This window comes from Serratia oryzae, from assembly GCF_001976145.1.
Lineage (GTDB): Bacteria > Pseudomonadota > Gammaproteobacteria > Enterobacterales > Enterobacteriaceae > Chania > Chania oryzae.
Map to the genome: position 1 here is coordinate 162,850 of NZ_MOXD01000003.1, position 19,845 is coordinate 182,694.

Below are 19,845 nucleotides of genomic sequence, written 5' to 3' on the forward strand. Positions count from 1 at the left end.
GGTCAATTTAAGTGGTGAGAGTATAAAGATTATGTCTATAAATACGCTATCCAGCAAATCTGAAGACCTCAGTTTATTAAGCATTGATCCGACTCAGGATTCACTCCCCCCCTCCCGACTGTCAACGCTTTCAACTCAGCTTGACTATTCTGGAATTATTAAACTGGCATCATATGTGCAGCAACAGGTGAGTAGAGGAAAATCAATCTGTGATCTGATTATCGGTGACTTTGACACCACTCGATTTCGATTACCAACGGCTCTGCGCCAAGCCATTCAACAGGCTTATGACGACAACCAGAACGATTATCCTCCTTTAGAGGGAGTATTACCTTTACGAGAAGCTATCGCCCAGCTTACTAAAAACCATTTCGGAATTAATTATGACTCTGCCCATGAGATCATTATCTCTGGTGGTGCGCGGCCTTTACTTTATATGGCCTTATTGGCGTTGGTTGATCCAGGGGAAATCGTCATCTATCCCGCCCCCTCCTGGAATAATATGTACTATGCCACAATGTGTGGGGCTAATGGCGTTGCGATAGAGACTTCAGTAGAAAATCAGTTTTTACCTACTGCTGGCGATTTCGCTCAGCGAATAAAAAATGCCCGGGTAATCGCGCTTTGCTCACCGCAAAATCCCGTGGGAACGATGTTTTCCAAACAGACTCTGGAAGATATTTGTGACTTAGTCATTGCTGAAAACCAACGGCGCAGCGGCCATCAGAGGCCCCTTTACATCGTTTTTGATCAAGTCTATTGGATGTTGACCTACCAGCAACTTCAACATCACCACCCCGTGCAACTCAGGCCCGAATTGAAGGAGTATGTTGTGATCGTCGACGGTGGTTCAAAAGCCTTTGCCGCAACAGGAATTAGGGTAGGATGGGGAATGGGGCCCGCTGACGTCATCGATAAAATGAAATTAATGATCGAGCACGTTGGTGCCATCGCGCCAAAAGCAGAACAGCTGGCTACAGCGGTATTATTGAACAATGATAAATTGCTACAAGACCATCTTTCGTCTTTTAAAACGCAGATATTTAATTCTTTACAGATATTGCATTTAGGCATTCAACAGATGAAAGATGAAGGACTGCCTGTTGATTCAATGGAGCCGATGGGAGGAATCTATCTTTCTCTACAAATCAACCTGCAAGGAATGATTACACCGGAAGGAAAGATTTTACGCACAGCGAAAGAGGCAAGCCTATATTTCATCGATCATGCCGGGTTTGCGGTAGTACCTTTTGATTTTTTTGGCATGGCGCACGCCGAATGGTGGTTCAGAGCTGCAGTATGTGCCGTTCTACCTGAGCAGATAGAGGCAGCGTTACCCAAAGTGAAGAATGCGATCCGGGCGCTGAGGAAACCAGACTTTACATATGAAGGCCCCCCTCTTCGCAGGGCGCCAGAGAGTTTATCGTCCGTATCAAAAACCGATGAATATTCAGAGTAGGCACAAGTAAGCGTGCGATTTTCAATGAGTTAAACCGCAGTATTCATGTATCAATGATATATATTTATTGCGGTTCACACCGTAAACAACAATATCCTCCCTGGTTGGGGGGATTTTTTGCTCGTTCCCATACTTCCCCCAATAATTCACACTCTAGGCCAACCTAAAAACAAAAATTAATCACGATAAATGCTTGACCTTGACTCTAGGGAAAGGTTGATGATGAGTATTCACTGACTAGGAGCTCATCATGAATAGCATTCAATTACGCATCCCTACCATGAAATGCGGCGGCTGTGCAGCCTCAATCACCAAGGCCGTGAAGGCGCTGGACTCCGCCGCCCGCATCGATGCCGATCCAGCGACTAAGCGAGTCAACATCGAGAGCAGTGCTGATGGCGCAGTAATCATTGCCGCGCTTGCAACAGCGGGTTTCCCATCAAGTGTCGAACAAGGCTGATCAACATGACAGACATTGTACGTTGCGTTTTAGGGCGACATTCGTAATAAGGAATCAGTTATGAACACTCATGCGACAATACCCTTTCCAGAGATACCGACATTAATCAATTTACCTATTGAGGGGATGACTTGCGCTTCGTGTGTAGGGCGGGTGGAACGCGCACTCAAAGCAGTGTCTGGCGTAGCCAGCGCCAGTGTCAATCTTGCGACTGAACGTGCAACCGTCACCTTTTCGGGGCAACCCAACGTGGCTGCGGTCATTCAGGCTGTCAATGCAGTGGGTTATACCGTTGCGCAGGAACTCATCGAGCTGTCTATCTCCGGCATGACCTGTGCCTCATGCGTCGGCCGGGTTGAGCGTGCGTTAGCCGCAGTGCCCGGTGTCAGCCACGTCTCGGTAAACCTCGCCACAGAGCGTGCCCAACTGCGGGTTATGGCCGATGTCCGTGTCGCTGACTTGCTGGCTACCGTTGCTAAGGCTGGTTATGAAGCACAAGTGATTGCCGAGGATGGCAACAATACTGCTGAGCAAGCGGCTCACCAGGCTGCAGAAACCCTAAAACTGAAACGCGCACTTCTGATTGCGGCCCTGTTTGCGCTTCCCGTTTTCGTGCTGGAAATGGGTTCACATCTCGTTCCAGGCCTGCATGAGATTATCGCTGGTACGATCGGTATGAAGGCGAGTTGGTACCTTCAATTTGTGTTGACCTCGATTGTGCTGTTTGGCCCTGGGCTGCGGTTCTTTCAGAAAGGTATTCCAGCTCTGCTGCGTGGCGCACCTGACATGAATTCACTGGTCGCAACAGGCGTCAGCGCCGCTTATACCTATTCGCTGGTCGCCACATTTGCCCCGCAGTGGCTCCCTGTCGGCACCATTAATGTCTACTACGAAGCCGCCGCCGTGATCGTTGCACTGATTCTGCTTGGGCGTTACCTCGAAGCCATAGCCAAAGGCAATACGTCTGAAGCCATCAAACGATTAATCAGCCTGCAAGCTAAAATAGCTCGCGTGTTGCGTGACGGTAATATTGTGGAGGTTGCGATTGCCGAGGTCAGCCGCGGCGATCTCATTGAGGTCAGGCCGGGAGAACGTATTCCAGTTGATGGGGAAGTCATTGAAGGAGAAAGTTTTGTTGATGAATCCATGATCAGTGGCGAACCTATTCCTGTCGAGAAAAAGAAAGGAACTGAAGTGGTAGGGGGTACGATCAACCAGAATGGTACGCTCACTTTCCGAGCAACCAAAGTCGGCAGCGACACCATGTTGGCACAGATCATCCGCATGGTAGAACAGGCACAGGGCGCTAAGCTACCAATCCAAGCACTGGTTGACCGTATCACTATGTGGTTCGTGCCTGCGGTTATGGCAGGTGCAGTGCTGACGTTTCTGGTCTGGTTTATCTTCGGCCCATCGCCAGCGCTATCTTTTGCCTTGGTCAATGCGGTCGCCGTATTGATCATCGCGTGTCCGTGCGCGATGGGGTTGGCCACGCCAACATCGATCATGGTTGGTACTGGGCGTGCGGCACAAATGGGCGTGTTGTTTCGTAAAGGCGAGGCCCTGCAATCACTGAAAGATGCCACCGTAGTGGCGGTAGATAAAACCGGTACGCTGACCAAAGGTCACCCAGAATTGACCGACCTGGTATTAGCAAATGGATTTGAACACCGCTATGTGCTGAGGCTGGTTGCGACCGTCGAAGCCAAGTCAGAGCATCCCATCGCACGCGCTATTGTCGACGCGGCTCAGAAAGAGAATATTCCCTTGTCGCAGATGACGCACTTTGAGGCCAAAACCGGCTTTGGTGTCAATGCCACTATTGATGGCTTGCGTGTCGAAGTGGGGGCGGATCGTTACATGCTGCAGTTGGGTGTGGATGTGGCGCAGCTTGCAGAAGACGCGGCGCGTCTGGGGGACGAGGGTAAGACACCTTTGTATGCGGCTATCGATGGTCAACTCGCTGCCATGATTGCAGTGGCCGATCCGATTAAAGATACCACCATAGCGGCCATCAAAGCGCTCCATGCTCAGGGGCTTAAAGTGGCAATGATCACCGGTGATAACCGCCGTACTGCGCAGGCAATTGCGCGTCAGTTAGGCATCGACGAGGTCGTGGCTGAGGTTTTACCCGACGGTAAGGTCATGTCTATTGAAAGACTCAAAACCACCTACGGGCCGGTGGCCTATGTCGGTGACGGGATCAACGATGCTCCTGCATTAGCTGCAGCACATGTGGGGATCGCCATCGGCACCGGCACGGATATCGCCATTGAAGCCGCCGATGTGGTGCTGATGTCAGGGGATCTGTTGGGTGTTTCCACCGCCATCGCCCTATCAAAAGCAACGTTAGCCAATATCAAGCAAAACCTGTTCTGGGCATTTTCCTACAATGTGGCGTTAATCCCCGTGGCAGCTGGCCTGTTATACCCCATCAATGGCACGCTGCTCTCGCCGGTATTTGCCGCAGGAGCGATGGCGTTATCAAGCGTGTTTGTGCTGAGTAATGCACTGCGCCTGCGTCGTTTCACACTATCGGCCAAGATGGGTAAGTAAGAAAGGAGTGACGAATGAATATCGGTCTGGCATCAAAAGCATCGGGGCTGAGCGCCAAAATGATCCGCCACTACGAACAAATTGGCATCATCCCGCCAGCACTCCGGGTTGAGTCGGGTTACCGTTATTACACTAATGACGAAGTCCGAGTATTATCGTTCATTAAAAGAGCACGCGACCTTGGCTTCTCACTGGAGCGTATCAAGGCGTTAATTGAATTATGGCAAAACAAACTGCGCATGAGTGCTGATGTTAAAACGCTTGCTGAGCAATACATGAATGAGCTCGATCGCGACATTGCACGTTTGCAGTCCATGCGCAGCCAGCTCGCCTATCTGGCGGATAACTGTCACGGTGATAATCGGTCGAACTGTCCGATCATCGAGGGGCTGGCCGGTATGAGGTGAAGCAACGCTCGAGCCGGAGAGAGTCAGCAAGATTATGTAATTGCCTGTTTTTGACCTGTTCTTTCAGACAACAAATACAGGCACATTACGGACAAAAAAATACCTAACGCCATCAAAACATTAAGCCAAAACCGATCTGAATGCATTTCTCGTATGATGAACAAGCTCAGTTGAATACCGCGCTTATCGACTATCTTGACCCTAAGAATAATGGCGCGCCTTCCCAGGCTCCAGATAGCCACCCTGCAAGCAAATCAGGAAATTGCTCAGCGCTGTGAATGCGTTAGACAGTGCTCCCGTTAACTGACACCATATTTACCCCGTTACCTTTTATGCTAATGTTGTGCTTCAGCCAAGGCTAACCCATGGGAAAATATGGAACATAAACTGGATGAATTTATTCGCCATGCCTTAGAAGCACAGCCCATCAGTGGTACTTCGTTGATCATTTCGTTATACGGCGATGCCTTGAGCCACCGTGGTGGTGAAATCTGGCTCGGCAGCCTGAGCGCGCTGCTTGATGCGCTGGGGTTTGGCGATCGCTTTGTACGCACCTCGGTATTTCGCCTGCAGAAAGAGGGTTGGCTGGACGTAGAGAAGATCGGTCGGCGCAGTTATTACCGCGTCACCGAGCAAGGCATGCGCCAGTTCCGCCATGCTGAATCCAAAATCTACCTCAGCGAACAACCGGCCTGGGATGGCAAGTGGGATCTGCTGCTGTTGGAGAACGCAGAAAAAACCGAGCGGGCGCGGCTGAAAAAAGAGCTGGGCTGGCTGGGTTTTGGCCAGATCGCCAATAACCTGATGGCCGCCCCGACTCATGCGCAGACCGACGTGACGGCCCTGTTAGGAGAACTGAATGCCGGTGAGCAGGTGATCTACTTCCGTGCCGATTATCCCTATAACCGCTCCGAGCAAACGCTGCGGCAGATGGTTGCCAACTGCTGGTCGCTGAGCGAAGTCGCTGGCTACTACCATGAATTTATCGTTTCTTTCCGCCCATTGATGGCGCTGCTGCGCGAAGCCGACGACGGCGTGCTGACGCCCAAGCGCTGTTTCCAGATCAAGCTACTGTTGATCCACTTCTTCCGCCGCGTGGTGCTGAAAGATCCGCTGCTGCCCGATGCCCTGCTGCCCGCCCAATGGGAAGGCCAGATTGCGCGCAATCTGTGCATCAACCTGTATCAGCGGGTGGATCGCGCCGCAACGGAGTATGTCAGCGAGCTGGCAGAAACCACTATCGGTGCCCTGCCCGCCCCTGGTGCCGCCTATTACCGGCGCTTTGGTGGGCTACCGCGCGATCGCGCTACGTTTTGAGGAGACTATGCTATGCCTGTGTATCAGATTGATGGCCTGACGCCGGTGGTGGACCCGAGCAGCTTTGTGCACCCAACGGCGGTGCTGATTGGCGATGTAATTATCGGCAAGAACGTCTATATCGGCCCGAATGCCAGCCTGCGCGGTGACTTTGGCCGCCTGGTGGTAGAAGACGGCGCCAACGTGCAGGACAACTGTGTGATGCACGGTTTCCCACAGCAGGACACGGTGGTTGAGCAGGACGGGCATATCGGCCACAGCGCCATTCTGCACGGCTGCCGGGTGCGCCGTAACGCGATGATCGGCATGAATGCGGTGATTATGGACGGTGCCGATATCGGTGAAAATACCATCGTGGGTGCCGGTGCCTTCGTCAAAGCCGCCGCGGAGATCGCCGCCAATAAACTGGTCGTCGGCAGCCCGGCACGGGTTATCCGCGATCTGACCGAACAGGAGTTGGCGTGGAAACGCGTCGGCACCCAGCAGTATCAGGAATTGGTGGCACGCTGTAAAAACAGCCTGCAGGAAGTGGAACCACTCAGCGCCGAAGAACCTGGCCGTAAACGCCTGAGCTTCGGCGATGCAATCATCCCTAAGAGCCTGCTTTAACCTCAGCCGCACCGAAGGCCCCCCAGCCCCGGTGCGGCGTTGGCTTACTCCATCCCCGGCGTTGGCACTTTGGCCGCAACCGCAGCTCGCGCCTGGCGGCTGTAGAAGTAGATCGCCACCAGCAGCAGGGTAAAGGGAACACCAAACAACAGCGTCATTCTGAAGAAATCAGTAAACAGCGTGGTCACCATCAGCGCGGCCATCAGAACCGCGCCCAGCAGGGTGAAATAGGGGTAGCCCCACATGCGGAACTTCAGCACTGTCTCCTTATGCTGGCGGCGGAAAAACAGATGGGTGATAAAAATCATCAGCCAGGTAAAACAGGCACCGTATACCGAGATCGACATCATCACCGCAAACGACTTTTCCGGATAGACAATACTCAGCACAATGGAAACCACGATGCCAACGCAAGAGATCGCCAGCGCATTGACCGGGATCCCGCGCTGACTGATCTTGCCCAGCGCCGCCGGTGCCTGCCCGGCACGCGACAGTGAGAACATCATGCGCGTGGTGATATACAACTGGCTGTTCATGGCCGAGAGCGCGGCAACCAGCACGATAAAGTTAAAGATGCCGGCTGCGGCGGGCAGGTGGATCACGTTCATCGCTACCAGGAACGGGCTTTCCCCGGTGCCAGACTCGCGCCACGGCACTATCGCCAGCATCAGGGCGATGGAAAGCATATAGAAAATAAACAGCCTGAGGATGGTGCCTTTAAACGCTTTTTTGACCGCGACCACTGGGTTTTTGGCCTCGCCAGCGGCGACGGCGATCATCTCAATGCTCAAATAGCTGAAGATAGAGACGATCACCGCGAACCACATGCCTTTCACCCCAAACGGGAAGAAGCCACCGTTGGCGGTGAAGTTGCGAATGCCGAAGGTAGGGTTGGAAGAAAACACCAGAATGCCGATACCGATAGCGATAAACGCCGAAATCGCCACCACCTTGATGGTCGACAGCGCATATTCCACCTGACCGAAGGATTTCACCCCCACGATGTTGATAATGATGACCGCCGCGGAGAACAGCAGCACCCACGGCCAGATCGGCGTGCTGGGGAACCAGAACTGCATATACATCCCAATGGCGGTCACCTCGGTGCCCACCGCCAGCACCACGCAAGACCAATAGGAATAACGCACCAGAAAACCAAACAGCGGGCTGAGATAAAACTCGGCATAATCACCGAAGGAACCCGGTGTCGGATGCTCGGAAGTCATCTCGGCCAAGCATCCCATCAGCAGCAACGCGATCACGCCACCAATGAAATAACTCAGCAAGACGCTCGGCCCTGCCATTTGGATCGCATAAGCACTGCCCAAAAACAGGCCGGTACCAATCGCCCCGCCGATCGCCAACATCGACATTTGCCCGGCGGTAAGTTGCTTTTTCAGCCCCCCCTGCCGCTGAGCGATATCGTCAAAACGTTTTGCATCTTTCATGATTGCTCACCTTTTTCACGCCGGAAGGGTTACGTCCAGGATGGCGGCAGTCACATAGTCCAGGTTGTGCTGATTCAGGCCCGGCAAACACATCCTGCCGGGCGCAACCAGATAAATGGAATATTGCTGCCGTAGCTGGCTGAGTTGCTGTTCGTTCAGGCCGGTGTAGCTGAACATGCCTTTTTGATCGCGAATGCGGCGATAATCGAGGGTGGTCCCCCCCTGCTCCAACCCGGCGGCTAGGCTGACGCGCGTCTGCTTGATACGCTGGCGCATGCTCGCCAGTTCACTTGCCCACAGTTGGCGCAGGTGATCGTCGGCCAAGAGTGCTTCCACAATCTGGCTGCCGTGGGTAGGTGGGCAGGAATAACTGCGGCGGATCAGCGTTTTTAAGGCGCCTTTCACGTTTGCCGCGCTATCTGCCGAACCACAACACACCGAAAGCCCCCCTAACCGTTGGCCATACAAAGCCACGTTTTTGGAGAAAGAGTTACTGACCAGAAAATCCAGATCGGTTTTTAACGTCTCGCGCAGCGCGAAGCAGTCTTCTTCCAACCCATCGCCAAACCCCTGATAAGCAATATCAAAGAATGGCAGCAAGCGGCGGCGCTGCAGTACGTCGATGACCGCACGCCATTGCGCCTGGCTGAGATCGGTGCCGGTCGGGTTATGGCAACAGGGGTGCAACAGCACCACCGCGCCTTCCGGCAGGGCGGAGAACGCGTCGAGCATAGCGTCAAAACGCAGCTCGCCGCTGGCATTATCAAAGTATGGATAGGTATTCACCCTGAGCCCCGCCCCTTCAAAAATGGCCCAATGGTTGGCCCAGGTCGGATCAGAAACCCAGATTTCGCGCCGCGATAGATAATGACAAAGAAAATCTGCCCCCAGTTTTAATGCCCCCGAGCCGCCCACGGTTTGCACCGTAGCCAAATGACGTGCTGACTGCGCCGCCGCTTCACCAAACAGCAACGTTTGAACCTGACGGGCGAACAAGGCGGAACCTTCGATCGGTGGATAGGTATGCGGCCGCTGTTGCTCGAGCAAACGCTGTTCGGCAATATGCACGGCACGCATTAAGGGGATATTGCCCTGATGGTCGTAATACAGCCCAATCCCCAGATTAACCTTTTTCGGATGGGGATCCTGCATATACGCTTCCATCAGCGACATAATAGGATCGGGTGCTGAGGGTTTAATATGATTAAACATACGATGTCCTTAATTCATTGTTAAATGAATTTGCAGGTGAATATTATTTTTGTGAGGTGCCCTACGAATTTCTTCAGCAGCCAGCGGCTGCCAAATGAAAAAAGCAGGAGAAAACGATTAAGCGATAGCACTAACCGTTATTTCTATTTTCATGCCAGGGACAACTAATTTCTCAACAATAACGGTTGAGCGGTTTGGGTACGGAAAGTTAAAATAGTTTTTATATATTTGGTCGAGTAATTTAACGTCATTAACATCGGTAAGATAAACAATAACCTGTAATACATTATCACTGTGACTATTGGCCGCCTGCAACGTTTTCGCCAGATTATCAAACGTCAGGGTGATCTGCTTTTCCGGGCTGCCGGTCTCGATCGTGCCGTCTGCCTTCACCGGGCCATGGGCGGTAAATAACATTCCACCGCCTTTGGTTGCCCAAGAAAAAGGTTGCCCAATCTCAGGCAGGCCGGTTTCAATAATTGTGCGCATCGGGGGTTTCTCCTTGCTTAAGCAATTGGTGGTTCAGGGCCCCACCAGCGGCAAAAAGCGCGTCCAGAACGTTAAAGTGATTGGCGCCCGCAACCGCATAGCGGCTGACCGGCAACCCTTTGTCTTTCAATACCCTGTAATAATGCAGGGATTGACCAATCAGCTCCGGCAGCTCAGCCGCACCGTAAAACAACACCATCGGCGTCAGGTGCTGAGGAATATTGCGCACCGGGCTCAGGGTTGTCATCTGCTGTTCAGTCAGGCGTAATTGCCGGTTAACGTAGGTGTCTAACAGGGGTTCAAGTTCAAAAATACCGCTGATGGGGAAAACAGCCTGAAGGCATGGATGATGCTGCCAATACGCAGCCAGATGCCCCCCGGCAGAGTGGCCGCACAGATAAATCGGCCTGTTACCGCGCTGTTTCTCTCGCTGCTCAATCGCATCCAGCGCTACGCCCACCTGCTGGCAAATATCGTCCAGCGTCGCAGCCGGTGCCAAGGGATATTCCACCAGCACCACATCAAAACCTAATGACAAAGGCACTTCGGCAATAAACGCAAAATCGTCTTTATTACAGAATTGCCAATAACCGCCATGCAGAAATATAACGACGCCTTTATGCTCTTCGGCTGAATATAACCAATCAAAAACCGCTCGTGAAACCGAGCCATAGGGAATATTACGCTCATGACGTACCTTTCGATAAACCTGCTGGCTGCGCGATTGAAAAGACCTCAGGATTGCATCTTCATCTGCCACCGCCGCGCCATTATCATAATCCCCTGCGAGAAGTTTCATATATTAAACTGTGTTTATTATTTAAGATGTGCGTTAACTATTAGCAACCAGGAAAATTATTGTCAAGGAGGGTGCAACAGCAATGCGTGATCGCCGATATAAAATTAAAATTTCACGCAATAAGTTTCACTGGTAAAACTTATTGGCTTTATTTTTCGTTTCATCAATGAAACACGAAAATAAATTCTGATTAAAAATGCTGTGGCCGCAGTTGCGCTAATTGACTGAGGTGTTGGTAGGCATAATCCCAAAACGTTCGCACCTTCAGCGGCATCCATTGCACATGATTGGCCACCAGTTGCACCGGTATCGGTGCCGGTTCGTATGCCGTCAGCAACCGCACCAACGTGCCAGCCGCCAGATCGTCCGCTACCTGATAAGACAATAACCGGGCAATTCCTTTACCTGCCCGCACCGCCAAAAGCTGTGTTTCCACCTCGTTTAACAGGAGCCGTGGCGTCAAGCGCACTCGCTCACTGCTTTCCCGTGGCCCAAAACGCCATTCGCGCATTGAAGTATGCAAGGTACCGACGATGGTGTCGTGATCGGCTAACTCCGCAGGGGCATGGGGTTCGCCGCGCTGGGCCAGATAGGCCGGGCTAGCCACCGTCACCCGCGTCACTTCACCTAATTTGCGCGCCACTTTGCTGGAGTCTTGCAAATAACCAATGCGTACTGCCACATCCAGGCCTTCATCAACCAGATCCAGATTACGATCGTTAAGCTGCATCTCGATCTAGATCTGCGGATAACGTTCAAGAAACGCCATCACTACCGGCGCCACATGCTTGCGCCCGAACTGCACCGGGGCGGTGATTCGCAGCAAGCCCGTCAACTGGGCTTCTGCGGTTCCCATCAGCGCGTCCTGATAGCCGTGCAACAACGCTCGAGCGCGCTCTGCCAGCTGCAGCCCCGCCTCGGTCGGTGCCAGACGGCGAGTTGTGCGCTCCACCAATCGGGCCCCAAAGCGCTGCTCCAATGAGGCAATAGCCCTGGTGATCGCCGGTGCGGAACGGTGCAGCTTGCGAGCCGCACCGGCCAGGCTGCCATGCTGGATCACCGCGACAAAGATCGCCAACTCATCTAAACGGTCCATAAATTATTCCAATAAATGAAATTATCAATTTCCATCTTCCAGGATTCCCATCAATTTAAGCAAGAGTATTCTGGTTGGACATCAAACAGGAGAGAGATCATGCAAAAACTAAAATTGTACGGCGTGCCCGTATCCGGCCATTGTCACCGCGTAGAGCTGTTGCTGCGTATGCTCGCACTGCCTTACGAATATTGCCCCGCTCCCGCAGAGATCCGCAGCAGCGACGCTTTTCTCCGCCTCAATCCCCTTGGCCAGATCCCGGTATTGCTTGATGGCGAGCAGGTACTCACCGACAGTAATGCCATAATGGTTTATCTGATCAAGCGCTATGCCCCTGATAGCCACTGGTTGCCAGAGGAGCCTTGGGCAGCGGCTCAGGTGCAGATCTGGCTTTCGCAAGCCGCGGGTGAAGTACGCTACGGCCCCGCATCCTGTCGAATGGTGAAACAATTTTCTGTCGCCGAAAACTACCAGAACGCACTCAGCATTAGCGAACGCTTTTTGGCACACCTGGATCAGCATCTCACCCAGCGTGAATTTTTGGCTACCGAACGCCCGACCATCGCCGATCTGGCTTGCTACAGCTATGTTGCGGTAGCCCCGGAAGGAGGTGTTTCGCTCTCTCCCTACCCGGCAATCCAACGCTGGGCGGCACGCATTGCCGGGTTGCCAGGGTTCTTCCCAATGCCCGAACTGCCTTTACCAGAACCCACCAGCAGGCCAATCAAATGACAACATCAGTGTTTCACCCCGGTGAATTACGTGCCCAGGCGCTGGCGGGTTTTGACGCCGTCAGCGGCTATATTTACCCAGCAATGCCCGAGCAGCATCGTGAGTTTTTTGCTCAGTTGCCTTATCTGTTTGTCGCCACGCTGGATGAACAGCATTGGCCGGTTGCCACCGTGTTCAACGGTTTTGCCGGGTTTCTGCGCACTCCTGACGAAACACACCTGCGCATCATTTCTGCGCGGCGGGTGGACGATCCGGCACAGGCCGCACTGCACGTGGGCCATCCGATTGGTGCATTAGGGCTCGATTTCAGCAACCGGCGGCGTAACCGCGTTAACGGTATCATCAGCCGTATGGACAAGAATCGCGTTGAAATTGAAGTCCATCAAAGCTTTGGCAATTGCCCACAATACATTCAGCGACGCGTACTGTCCCCGTCGCCTCCCAGCCCTTTGCCGATGAATGTCCTCAGCAGCTTGGATCCTCACGCTCGCAAAATGATCCAACAGGCCGACACCTGTTTTGTTGCCAGCTATGCACATGGCAGTTCCCCGCAAGGAGGCGTGGATATTTCGCACCGTGGCGGCAAACCGGGGTTTATCCATCTTGATGATGAAACCCTGTGGATACCGGATTTTCGTGGTAATCGTTACATGAACACGCTGGGGAATTTATTGCTGCAACCGCGCGCTGCACTGCTGTTTATCGACTTCGAACAGGGGGATATTTTGCATTTGCAGGGGGAAACGCAGATCTTATGGCAGCCTGGGAAGGGAGGCGTGGAAGGCGCAGAGCGTTACTGGCGATTTGATGTGAGCCGTGCGTGGCGATTTCAGCACGCCTTCCCCTGGCATGCTCAGGATGCCGAGTTTTCCCCGGCAACTTTGCGTACCGGAACCTGGTTAGGTTAAAAAGGTATTACCGACTCTGTTCATCTAAAATCTTAGGAAAATGCAGCATTTAATACTGAAATACAGAGGAAGGTTTCTCTTTTGAAAAGTAAAATGCCCTGAGGATGACAGCGTTCATCTGCCAATAACCCAATGATAGTTAATAGTAAATTCCCCCCGTGGCTGCTCAATAGCAACAGCGGGCTGAGAACAGAAACTCCTAGAGCAAAAACCAGACAATAGCCTTTTTCTTAGTAATGCCATTCCCAAAAAACCCGTAGTGCGTTAAGGTAAAAGCGGAGAAACCTCCAGTGTGTACAGTTCTACTCAAAGGAGCTTGAGTATGTTTCCTGAATACCGTGAATTAATATCGCAACTCAAATCAAGTCATCCCCGCTTCCAGTCGTTGTTTGAAAAACACAATCAGCTTGACCATGAAATTTCCAGATTAGAAGGGCCTTCTGGCACAGGATACTGTGATGAAGTCGTCCGGCTGAAAAAGGAAAAACTGCATATCAAGGATGAGATACATAAAATTCTGAAAGCAGAAAATACAACGAAGTAGCGCATGCCGATCCCCGCTCTGCTGCGGGGATCTCCATCTCTCTTATCATCGGCTTTTCTCCCCAAACCAACAACCGGCATCGATAGCGCGGTTCGAACTGCAGTGCCAACCCCCAGTATTGCCCTCTTCGGGACGCTGGTCACAGACAAACTCAATGGTAAGTGCTTGAATAATGGCGGGGAGCTGCCGTATCTCTCCGTAAAGTACTTGCCATGGAGCCTACTTTTGCGGCATTTTGGCAGGACAGCCCAAGTTCCAGCGATCTTTACGAGCAATGCGATGATTAAATGGCCGTGGAAAGCGCATCAACCGCAAGCGGAAACATTTGCCCAGTGGCGGGAAGCACTGGATATTCCCCTGCTCTCTCCTCTAAACGAAGATGAACAGCGGCGTTTAGTTGCCGTTGCTAGCCAGATCTTGCAAAACAAACGTATCGTGCCGCTACAGGGGCTTGAATTAACACCGTTGATGCAGGCGCGCATAGCCTTGCTGTTTGCTCTGCCTGTTATGGAACTGGGGGCTGAATGCCTGGACGGCTTTAACGAGATCCTGCTTTATCCCGCACCGTTTATCGTCGAAGACGAGTGGCAGGATGACATTGGCCTGGTCCATTCTGGGCCGGTGGTGCAATCAGGGCAGAGTTGGGAACAGGGCCCTATCGTTCTGAACTGGCTGGATGTGCAGGACTCTTTCGATCTTTCCGGCTTCAACCTGGTTATTCATGAAGCCGTGCATAAGCTGGATATGCGCAATGGCGGCACCACAACGGGCATTCCTTCCATTCCGTTGCGCGATATCGCTGCTTGGGAATACGATCTGCACAGCGCGATGGAAAACCTGCAGGACGAGATAGATATGGTTGGCGAGGCCGCAGCCAGCATGGATGCTTATGCCGCCAGCGATCCCGCAGAGTGTTTTGCCGTGCTGTCTGAATATTTCTTTAGCGCACCAGAGCTGCTGGCTAACCGTTTTCCCGCCATGTATGACCACTTCCGTCGTTTTTATAAGCAAGATACGTTGGCACGTTTGCAACGCGGATAGCCCGGTAGCACAACACCGCCTCGCTAAGCTTGCTCAGATGATGAGCAGTCACACCATTACCCGCAATTTAGCGTTGACACACCCTGAGCGGCTGGATATGATGCGCCCCGTTCACACGATTCCTCTGTAGTTCAGTCGGTAGAACGGCGGACTGTTAATCCGTATGTCACTGGTTCGAGTCCAGTCAGAGGAGCCAAATTTAGAAAAGCCCGCTTAGGCAACTAAGCGGGCTTTTTGATGCCTGCTCTACCCTCTGGGAAACGGGCGCTGTTGCGATACCCTCTTTTACAGCAGAATCTGGAACAGCACTGCGAAGAGAATAATATTGGCGAGCATGACGGCCCAGCCGTGATAAAGCGCTGGTAATATCTCCGTTGAGCGCACTCCCCCACCAAGCCGATAGCCAGCGCCCAAGTAGCATAACGATAATGGCAAAACTAAAACCGGCCTCATAACGCAACTTACCTTCCGTCATCTTCTGAATACACCCAGACATAAGCCAACCCACCAACAAGGTGACAGCACTCATCGGCAGGCCGACGGAACCGGCTGTCATCATCAATGCCGATACCGACAACCTAAATAACGGGACGTAATCAGATCACGCTTTCAATATTTAACATGAAAAGTACAATTTTTTACTTGAATGTTACATTCCATTAAACTTTTGTTACCTCATACTCATCGAACTACCACCACATGCTGGCTTAACACCTGCCCCCCGCTTCCTGACCTGCTGTAAAGGGCGGTTGATAAAGAGTAATTGCCGTATGTCTACCACTACTGAGGGAGCTCGATGATGAAAACTCTTAACCCGATGTTGGAAAAGTTACTGCCTATTCTGCCACTTATTGCGGCCAACGCCGCAGAAGCAGAAAGAGAGCGAAAAGTGCCAGATGAGAATATCCGGTTACTGAAAGAAATAGGCATGCACCGCGCTTTTCAGCCGAAAAAATACGGTGGGCTGGAAATCTCCCTGCCAGAATTCACCGACTGCGTTGCCGCACTGGCCGGTGCCTGTGGTGGCACCGCCTGGGCTTTCAGCTTGCTGTGCACCCACAGCCACCAGTTGGCGATGTTCTCCGCCAAACTGCAACAAGAAATCTGGGGCGAAAACCCGGACGCCACCGCCAGCAGCAGCATTGCGCCTTTTGGCCGGATTGAAGAAGCCGAAGGAGGGATCTATCTGAGTGGTGAAATGGGCTGGAGCAGCGGTTGCGATCATGCCGAATGGGCGATCGTCGGTTTTCGTCGCAACAACGCCGCCGGTGAGCCAATCTACAGCTTCGGTGTGATCCCACGCAGCGATTATGAAATTCGTGATGACTGGTATGCCGTGGGCATGCGCGGCAGTGGTTCCAAAACGCTGGTTATCAACCACGCCTTCATCCCCAACCACCGCATTGAAGCCGCTCAAGACATGATGCAGGGGCGTTCTTCAGGCTTTGGCCTCTATCCGGACAGCAATATTTTCTACACGCCGTATCGCCCCTATTTTGCCTGCGGTTTTGCCGCGATCAGCCTCGGCGTCGCCGAACGCATGCTGGTCGCCTTTAAAGAAAAAACCCAAAATCGCGTGCGCGCCTACACCGGTGCCAGCGTGGGGACGGCAACGCCAGCGCTGATGCGCCTGGCAGAATCGACCCATCAGGTTGCCGCTGCCCGGGCCTTTTTGGAAAAAACCTGGCAAGAACACGCCGAGCATGGGCGACGTCATCAATATCCTACCCATAACACCCTGACTTATTGGCGTACCAATCAGGCTTATGCGGTAAAAATGTGTATCGCGGCGGTAGATCGTCTGTTCAGTGCCGCAGGCGCGACCAGTTGGATGGAAAGCAATGAGATTCAGCGGTTGTTCCGCGACTCTCATATGACCGGGGCACACGCTTATACCGATTACGATGTATGTGCGCAGATCCTGGGGCGCGAACTGATGGGGTTAGAACCCGATCCCACCATGGTATAACAAGCCGGAGAACCTATTTGATGACAGATCACACAGACAATACCCTGGATCCCCGCGCTTTTCGCCGTGCCTTGGGTAACTTCGCCACCGGAGTGACGGTAGTGACCGCTACCGCTCCGAATGGCACCCGCGTGGGCATGACGGCGAACAGTTTTAACTCGGTGTCGTTAGATCCGCCGCTGGTGCTGTGGAGTATTGATAAACGCTCCGGCAGCTATCCGATCTTTGAACAGGCCAGCCACTTTGCCATTAATGTGCTGGCCGCCGATCAAGTGGACCTGTCCAATCGGTTTGCCCGCCCCAGCGAAGATAAATTTGCCGGGATTGAGGTCAGCGCTGGCGCGGGTGACGCGCCCTTGTTGGCGGACTGTGCCGCACGTTTTCAGTGTGAGAAATACCAGCAGATTGACGGCGGCGATCACTGGATCCTGATCGGCAAAGTCGTGGCATTTGACGATCTGGGCCGCGCGCCGCTGGTGTATCACCAAGGAGCCTACTCCATGGTCTTGCCTTACCAGCAAGTGTCGGAAAAGGTTGCAGATAACGCGGGGGCCAGCGCCAGGCAGGAGCGCCTTAATCACAATGTCTACTATTTACTCACGCAGGCGCTGCGTAGCTATCAAGCCAGTTACCAGCCTAAGCAACTTTCCACCGGGTTGCGTATCAGTGAAGCCAGAATGCTGTTGGTGCTCGACAGCAATGCCTGCCTTGATATGACCGGACTCATGGCAGAAGTGGCCATGTCGAGCAGAGAGATCGAAGAGGCGCAGGAAACCTTGCGTCGTAAAGGCCTGATAGCCAGCACGGAGAACGGCTACCACCTGACAACCGCCGGTGAACGCCAAGCCGAGGTGTTACGGGACATCGCGGCCAAACAGCAGGAGCAGATGCTGGCCGCTTTCTCTGCGGATGAAGTGGGGATCTTGAAAAAGCTGCTGCGCGGGATTATTGCCAACGCCAATTGAAAACCTCTGCCAACGCCATCATTCGCAACCCGGTGAATGATGGCGTTGCCGCCATCCCCTTACTGTTTCTTGGAACCGATCGAATTCACCTGCGGGCGCAAACGCGCCACAGACATCCGCTGCCCTAGCAGGCCAAGTGCCGCACAGACCGCCATCACCAGCGTCATGGCAAACGGCGTGTCATCCTGTAACCAGGAAACCGCCAGGCTCGCCAGCGCCCCCATGCCAAACTGTAGCGAAATGGCCAATGCGCTGGCGCTGCCCGCCTGCTGACCGCGCTGTTGCAGCAATAACGACAGGCTGTTGGTACCAATCGCATTCACTAACGACATAAACAATACGATCAAAATCACCAGCACCGTCAGACTCTGTTGATTAAAGAGTAATAACAGCAGCCCAAACAGGACCTGTGCACTGCTCTGAATCATCAATAACCGCGGCAGGCTGTAAACCTTCAGCATCCGCACGTTGAGCAACAGCACGGCAATCATGCCGATCACATTACAGCCAAACAGCAGACCATAATATTGCGCAGGCACCTGGAAATAGCTGATGTAGACAAAGGGGGAACCACTGATAAAAGCAAACATACCGGCGAAGGAGAATGCCAGGGTGGCGATAATCCCCATCGCTTCACGATCCCGCACCAGCAGGCAGTAATTATGGAACGCCTTCAGGATGTTGCCTGAGTGTTCGGCGCGGGCTTGCAACGTCTCGGGCAATACCCACAGCACCAGCACACCATTGATACACCCCACCAGCGCCAGCAGCATAAAGATGGCTTGCCAGTTAAATAGCGTCAGCAACGCGCCCCCCAGCAAGGGGGCCAGCAGCGGTGCAATCATGGTGACCAGCGTCATTAGCGATAAGACACGGGGCAACTCGTCGGGGGCGTAAACGTCTCTGGCAATGGCACGTGCCATCACCACGGCGGCCCCGCTGCCGAATGCCTGTAAGGCCCGCAAAGCGACCAGTTGCTCAACCTGCGTCACCTGCGTGCACAGCACGCTGGCAATCACAAACAGCAGCATGCCGCTCAGCAGCAATTTTCGCCGCCCCAGCCAGTCGCTCAGCGGCCCATATAGCAGCATACCCACACAGAAACCGGCAAAAAATGCCCCCAACGTATGCTGCATCTGCCCTTGTGTCGCCTGTAACTGTTGCCCCATCGCGGGTAAGGCGGGCAAATACATATCAATCGACAGCGGACCAAAGGCTACCAGCGAACCCAACAGCGGGATCAGCCAGCGTGGCGGCCGATTAGCAAAGGCGGACAGCATAGCCACTCCTTATCATAAACAACCCCTTATATACCCTTCATACCTCAAGTTGCTTGGGTGTTGGCTGCGTTACTCGGCCCATATTGGGCCTCGCCCCTTCGGGGCCGCTGCAAGCAGCGTTCAAATCTGATTAGCAGATTTGTCACTCACCCCAGGAACGATCTTGAGTAAGCTCCTGGGGCTTCCCTCAGTTGCCGCCTACAAGCAACTCGAATTATTTTGGGTATAAGTGACTAACGTAGATCAGAAAGGCATTCATTAACATGTTAATGAATCATCTACACAATAAATACCTTTTCACCAGATCGCAAGATTCGATCGAACGTATCCATAACAATATTTTTACATGGCGACGCATCAATAAATTAGAGTCTCTATGGATCCCCGTGAACGTTACCGACAGCCTGCAACTACCGGGGATACAACAGCAGTTGCTGGAACAGGTTATCGCTACCTGTACTCCTGCGGTGCTGGTCATGATCGGAATACGGCCTTATCATTTAGCCAGGCTTGAAGATAAACGGGTGGGATGTGCCCCTTTCCGTTGAAAGGGG

Annotated in this window: 18 protein-coding genes, 1 tRNA gene and 2 pseudogenes; 14 read left to right on the forward strand and 7 right to left on the reverse strand. The window is 53.0% G+C overall.

Features of this window, described 5'->3' with window-relative positions; all coding sequences use genetic code 11:
- Nucleotides 1-31: 31 nt before the first annotated feature.
- The 6 genes from BMI79_RS06745 to paaY all read left to right on the forward strand — a co-directional run bounded on the left by BMI79_RS06745 (nt 32) and on the right by paaY (nt 6,808).
- The gene (locus BMI79_RS06745) at nt 32-1,459 is read left to right on the forward strand and encodes a pyridoxal phosphate-dependent aminotransferase (RefSeq protein WP_083704385.1); all 1,428 of its coding nucleotides are present in this window, start codon (nt 32-34) and stop codon (nt 1,457-1,459) included.
- 250 nt (nt 1,460-1,709) lie between these two features.
- A complete protein-coding gene (locus BMI79_RS06750; RefSeq protein WP_076941380.1) occupies nt 1,710-1,919 on the forward strand; it encodes a heavy-metal-associated domain-containing protein in 210 nt (69 codons plus the stop codon).
- Nucleotides 1,920-1,979: 60 nt separating this feature from the next.
- Nucleotides 1,980-4,475, forward strand: a complete 2,496-nt coding sequence (locus BMI79_RS06755) for a heavy metal translocating P-type ATPase (protein WP_076941381.1) — start codon at nt 1,980-1,982, stop codon at nt 4,473-4,475.
- 14 nt (nt 4,476-4,489) lie between these two features.
- Nucleotides 4,490-4,882 (forward strand): Cu(I)-responsive transcriptional regulator, encoded by a 393-nt coding sequence (gene cueR, locus BMI79_RS06760; protein WP_076941382.1) that lies wholly within the window; start codon nt 4,490-4,492, stop codon nt 4,880-4,882.
- 375 nt (nt 4,883-5,257) lie between these two features.
- Nucleotides 5,258-6,199 (forward strand): phenylacetic acid degradation operon negative regulatory protein PaaX, encoded by a 942-nt coding sequence (gene paaX, locus BMI79_RS06765; protein ID WP_076941383.1) that lies wholly within the window; start codon nt 5,258-5,260, stop codon nt 6,197-6,199.
- A gap of 12 nt (nt 6,200-6,211) precedes the next feature.
- On the forward strand, nt 6,212-6,808 hold the full coding sequence (gene paaY / locus BMI79_RS06770; RefSeq protein WP_076941384.1) for a phenylacetic acid degradation protein PaaY: 597 nt from the start codon (nt 6,212-6,214) through the stop codon (nt 6,806-6,808).
- Between the two features lie 44 nt (nt 6,809-6,852).
- On the opposite strand, the gene BMI79_RS06775 is transcribed toward paaY, so the two are convergent.
- The 5 genes and pseudogenes from BMI79_RS06775 to BMI79_RS06795 form a co-directional block, all read right to left on the reverse strand.
- Nucleotides 6,853-8,256, reverse strand: coding sequence for an amino acid permease (locus BMI79_RS06775; protein WP_076941385.1), 1,404 nt, complete (start codon nt 8,254-8,256; stop codon nt 6,853-6,855).
- A gap of 15 nt (nt 8,257-8,271) precedes the next feature.
- The gene (locus BMI79_RS06780) at nt 8,272-9,468 is read right to left on the reverse strand and encodes an amino acid aminotransferase (RefSeq protein WP_076941386.1); all 1,197 of its coding nucleotides are present in this window, start codon (nt 9,466-9,468) and stop codon (nt 8,272-8,274) included.
- A gap of 117 nt (nt 9,469-9,585) precedes the next feature.
- Nucleotides 9,586-9,957, reverse strand: coding sequence for a RidA family protein (locus BMI79_RS06785; RefSeq protein WP_076941387.1), 372 nt, complete (start codon nt 9,955-9,957; stop codon nt 9,586-9,588).
- Complete coding sequence (locus BMI79_RS06790) at nt 9,941-10,756, reverse strand: alpha/beta hydrolase (protein ID WP_076941388.1); 816 nt, start codon at nt 10,754-10,756, stop codon at nt 9,941-9,943. Before BMI79_RS06790 ends, BMI79_RS06785 begins: the two co-directional genes overlap by 17 nt.
- A gap of 190 nt (nt 10,757-10,946) precedes the next feature.
- Nucleotides 10,947-11,852, reverse strand: a pseudogene (locus BMI79_RS06795) (LysR family transcriptional regulator).
- Nucleotides 11,853-11,951: 99 nt separating this feature from the next.
- Between BMI79_RS06795 and BMI79_RS06800 the strand changes: the two are divergent.
- The 5 genes from BMI79_RS06800 to BMI79_RS06820 all read left to right on the forward strand — a co-directional run bounded on the left by BMI79_RS06800 (nt 11,952) and on the right by BMI79_RS06820 (nt 15,273).
- Nucleotides 11,952-12,584, forward strand: a complete 633-nt coding sequence (locus BMI79_RS06800) for a glutathione S-transferase family protein (protein ID WP_076941389.1) — start codon at nt 11,952-11,954, stop codon at nt 12,582-12,584.
- Entirely contained in the window at nt 12,581-13,492 is a 912-nt protein-coding gene (locus BMI79_RS06805; RefSeq protein ID WP_076941390.1) for a pyridoxamine 5'-phosphate oxidase family protein, read from the forward strand. Before BMI79_RS06800 ends, BMI79_RS06805 begins: the two co-directional genes overlap by 4 nt.
- A 322-nt stretch (nt 13,493-13,814) precedes the next feature.
- On the forward strand, nt 13,815-14,036 hold the full coding sequence (locus tag BMI79_RS06810) for an HP1242/YdcH family protein (RefSeq protein WP_076941391.1): 222 nt from the start codon (nt 13,815-13,817) through the stop codon (nt 14,034-14,036).
- 279 nt (nt 14,037-14,315) lie between these two features.
- A complete protein-coding gene (mtfA, locus tag BMI79_RS06815; RefSeq protein ID WP_076941392.1) occupies nt 14,316-15,077 on the forward strand; it encodes a DgsA anti-repressor MtfA in 762 nt (253 codons plus the stop codon).
- 120 nt (nt 15,078-15,197) lie between these two features.
- Nucleotides 15,198-15,273: transfer RNA gene (locus BMI79_RS06820), tRNA-Asn, on the forward strand.
- A gap of 95 nt (nt 15,274-15,368) precedes the next feature.
- Here the strand turns inward: BMI79_RS06820 and BMI79_RS23300 are convergent.
- A pseudogene (locus BMI79_RS23300) lies at nt 15,369-15,651 on the reverse strand (hypothetical protein); the annotation flags it as partial.
- 222 nt (nt 15,652-15,873) lie between these two features.
- On the opposite strand from BMI79_RS23300, the gene BMI79_RS06830 reads away from it, so the two are divergent.
- Both BMI79_RS06830 and BMI79_RS06835 read left to right on the forward strand, forming a co-directional pair.
- Nucleotides 15,874-17,046 (forward strand): p-hydroxyphenylacetate 3-hydroxylase oxygenase component, encoded by a 1,173-nt coding sequence (locus tag BMI79_RS06830; protein WP_208611181.1) that lies wholly within the window; start codon nt 15,874-15,876, stop codon nt 17,044-17,046.
- Between the two features lie 20 nt (nt 17,047-17,066).
- Entirely contained in the window at nt 17,067-18,011 is a 945-nt protein-coding gene (locus BMI79_RS06835) for a p-hydroxyphenylacetate 3-hydroxylase reductase component (protein WP_076941394.1), read from the forward strand.
- Nucleotides 18,012-18,070: 59 nt separating this feature from the next.
- On the opposite strand, the gene BMI79_RS06840 is transcribed toward BMI79_RS06835, so the two are convergent.
- Nucleotides 18,071-19,291, reverse strand: a complete 1,221-nt coding sequence (locus BMI79_RS06840) for a Bcr/CflA family multidrug efflux MFS transporter (protein ID WP_083704386.1) — start codon at nt 19,289-19,291, stop codon at nt 18,071-18,073.
- A gap of 386 nt (nt 19,292-19,677) precedes the next feature.
- Here BMI79_RS06840 and BMI79_RS23765 point away from each other — a divergent pair, with 386 nt between their 5' ends.
- Nucleotides 19,678-19,839: a hypothetical protein gene (locus BMI79_RS23765; protein WP_156293864.1), complete on the forward strand. Its 162-nt coding sequence runs from the start codon at nt 19,678-19,680 to the stop codon at nt 19,837-19,839.
- The last annotated feature ends 6 nt before the right edge of the window (nt 19,840-19,845 follow it).

Bases quoted from the DNA above. Each gene is read 5' to 3' on its own strand.
- BMI79_RS06745 (WP_083704385.1), top strand. From the start codon at position 32: ATGTCTATAAATACGCTATCCAGCAAATCTGAAGACCTCAGTTTATTA.
- BMI79_RS06750 (WP_076941380.1), top strand. From the start codon at position 1,710: ATGAATAGCATTCAATTACGCATCCCTACCATGAAATGCGGCGGCTGT.
- BMI79_RS06755 (WP_076941381.1), top strand. From the start codon at position 1,980: ATGAACACTCATGCGACAATACCCTTTCCAGAGATACCGACATTAATC.
- cueR (WP_076941382.1), top strand. From the start codon at position 4,490: ATGAATATCGGTCTGGCATCAAAAGCATCGGGGCTGAGCGCCAAAATG.
- paaX (WP_076941383.1), top strand. From the start codon at position 5,258: ATGGAACATAAACTGGATGAATTTATTCGCCATGCCTTAGAAGCACAG.
- paaY (WP_076941384.1), top strand. From the start codon at position 6,212: ATGCCTGTGTATCAGATTGATGGCCTGACGCCGGTGGTGGACCCGAGC.
- BMI79_RS06775 (WP_076941385.1), bottom strand. From the start codon at position 8,256: ATGAAAGATGCAAAACGTTTTGACGATATCGCTCAGCGGCAGGGGGGG.
- BMI79_RS06780 (WP_076941386.1), bottom strand. From the start codon at position 9,468: ATGTTTAATCATATTAAACCCTCAGCACCCGATCCTATTATGTCGCTG.
- BMI79_RS06785 (WP_076941387.1), bottom strand. From the start codon at position 9,957: ATGCGCACAATTATTGAAACCGGCCTGCCTGAGATTGGGCAACCTTTT.
- BMI79_RS06790 (WP_076941388.1), bottom strand. From the start codon at position 10,756: ATGAAACTTCTCGCAGGGGATTATGATAATGGCGCGGCGGTGGCAGAT.
- BMI79_RS06800 (WP_076941389.1), top strand. From the start codon at position 11,952: ATGCAAAAACTAAAATTGTACGGCGTGCCCGTATCCGGCCATTGTCAC.
- BMI79_RS06805 (WP_076941390.1), top strand. From the start codon at position 12,581: ATGACAACATCAGTGTTTCACCCCGGTGAATTACGTGCCCAGGCGCTG.
- BMI79_RS06810 (WP_076941391.1), top strand. From the start codon at position 13,815: ATGTTTCCTGAATACCGTGAATTAATATCGCAACTCAAATCAAGTCAT.
- mtfA (WP_076941392.1), top strand. From the start codon at position 14,316: ATGATTAAATGGCCGTGGAAAGCGCATCAACCGCAAGCGGAAACATTT.
- BMI79_RS06830 (WP_208611181.1), top strand. From the start codon at position 15,874: ATGATGAAAACTCTTAACCCGATGTTGGAAAAGTTACTGCCTATTCTG.
- BMI79_RS06835 (WP_076941394.1), top strand. From the start codon at position 17,067: ATGACAGATCACACAGACAATACCCTGGATCCCCGCGCTTTTCGCCGT.
- BMI79_RS06840 (WP_083704386.1), bottom strand. From the start codon at position 19,291: ATGCTGTCCGCCTTTGCTAATCGGCCGCCACGCTGGCTGATCCCGCTG.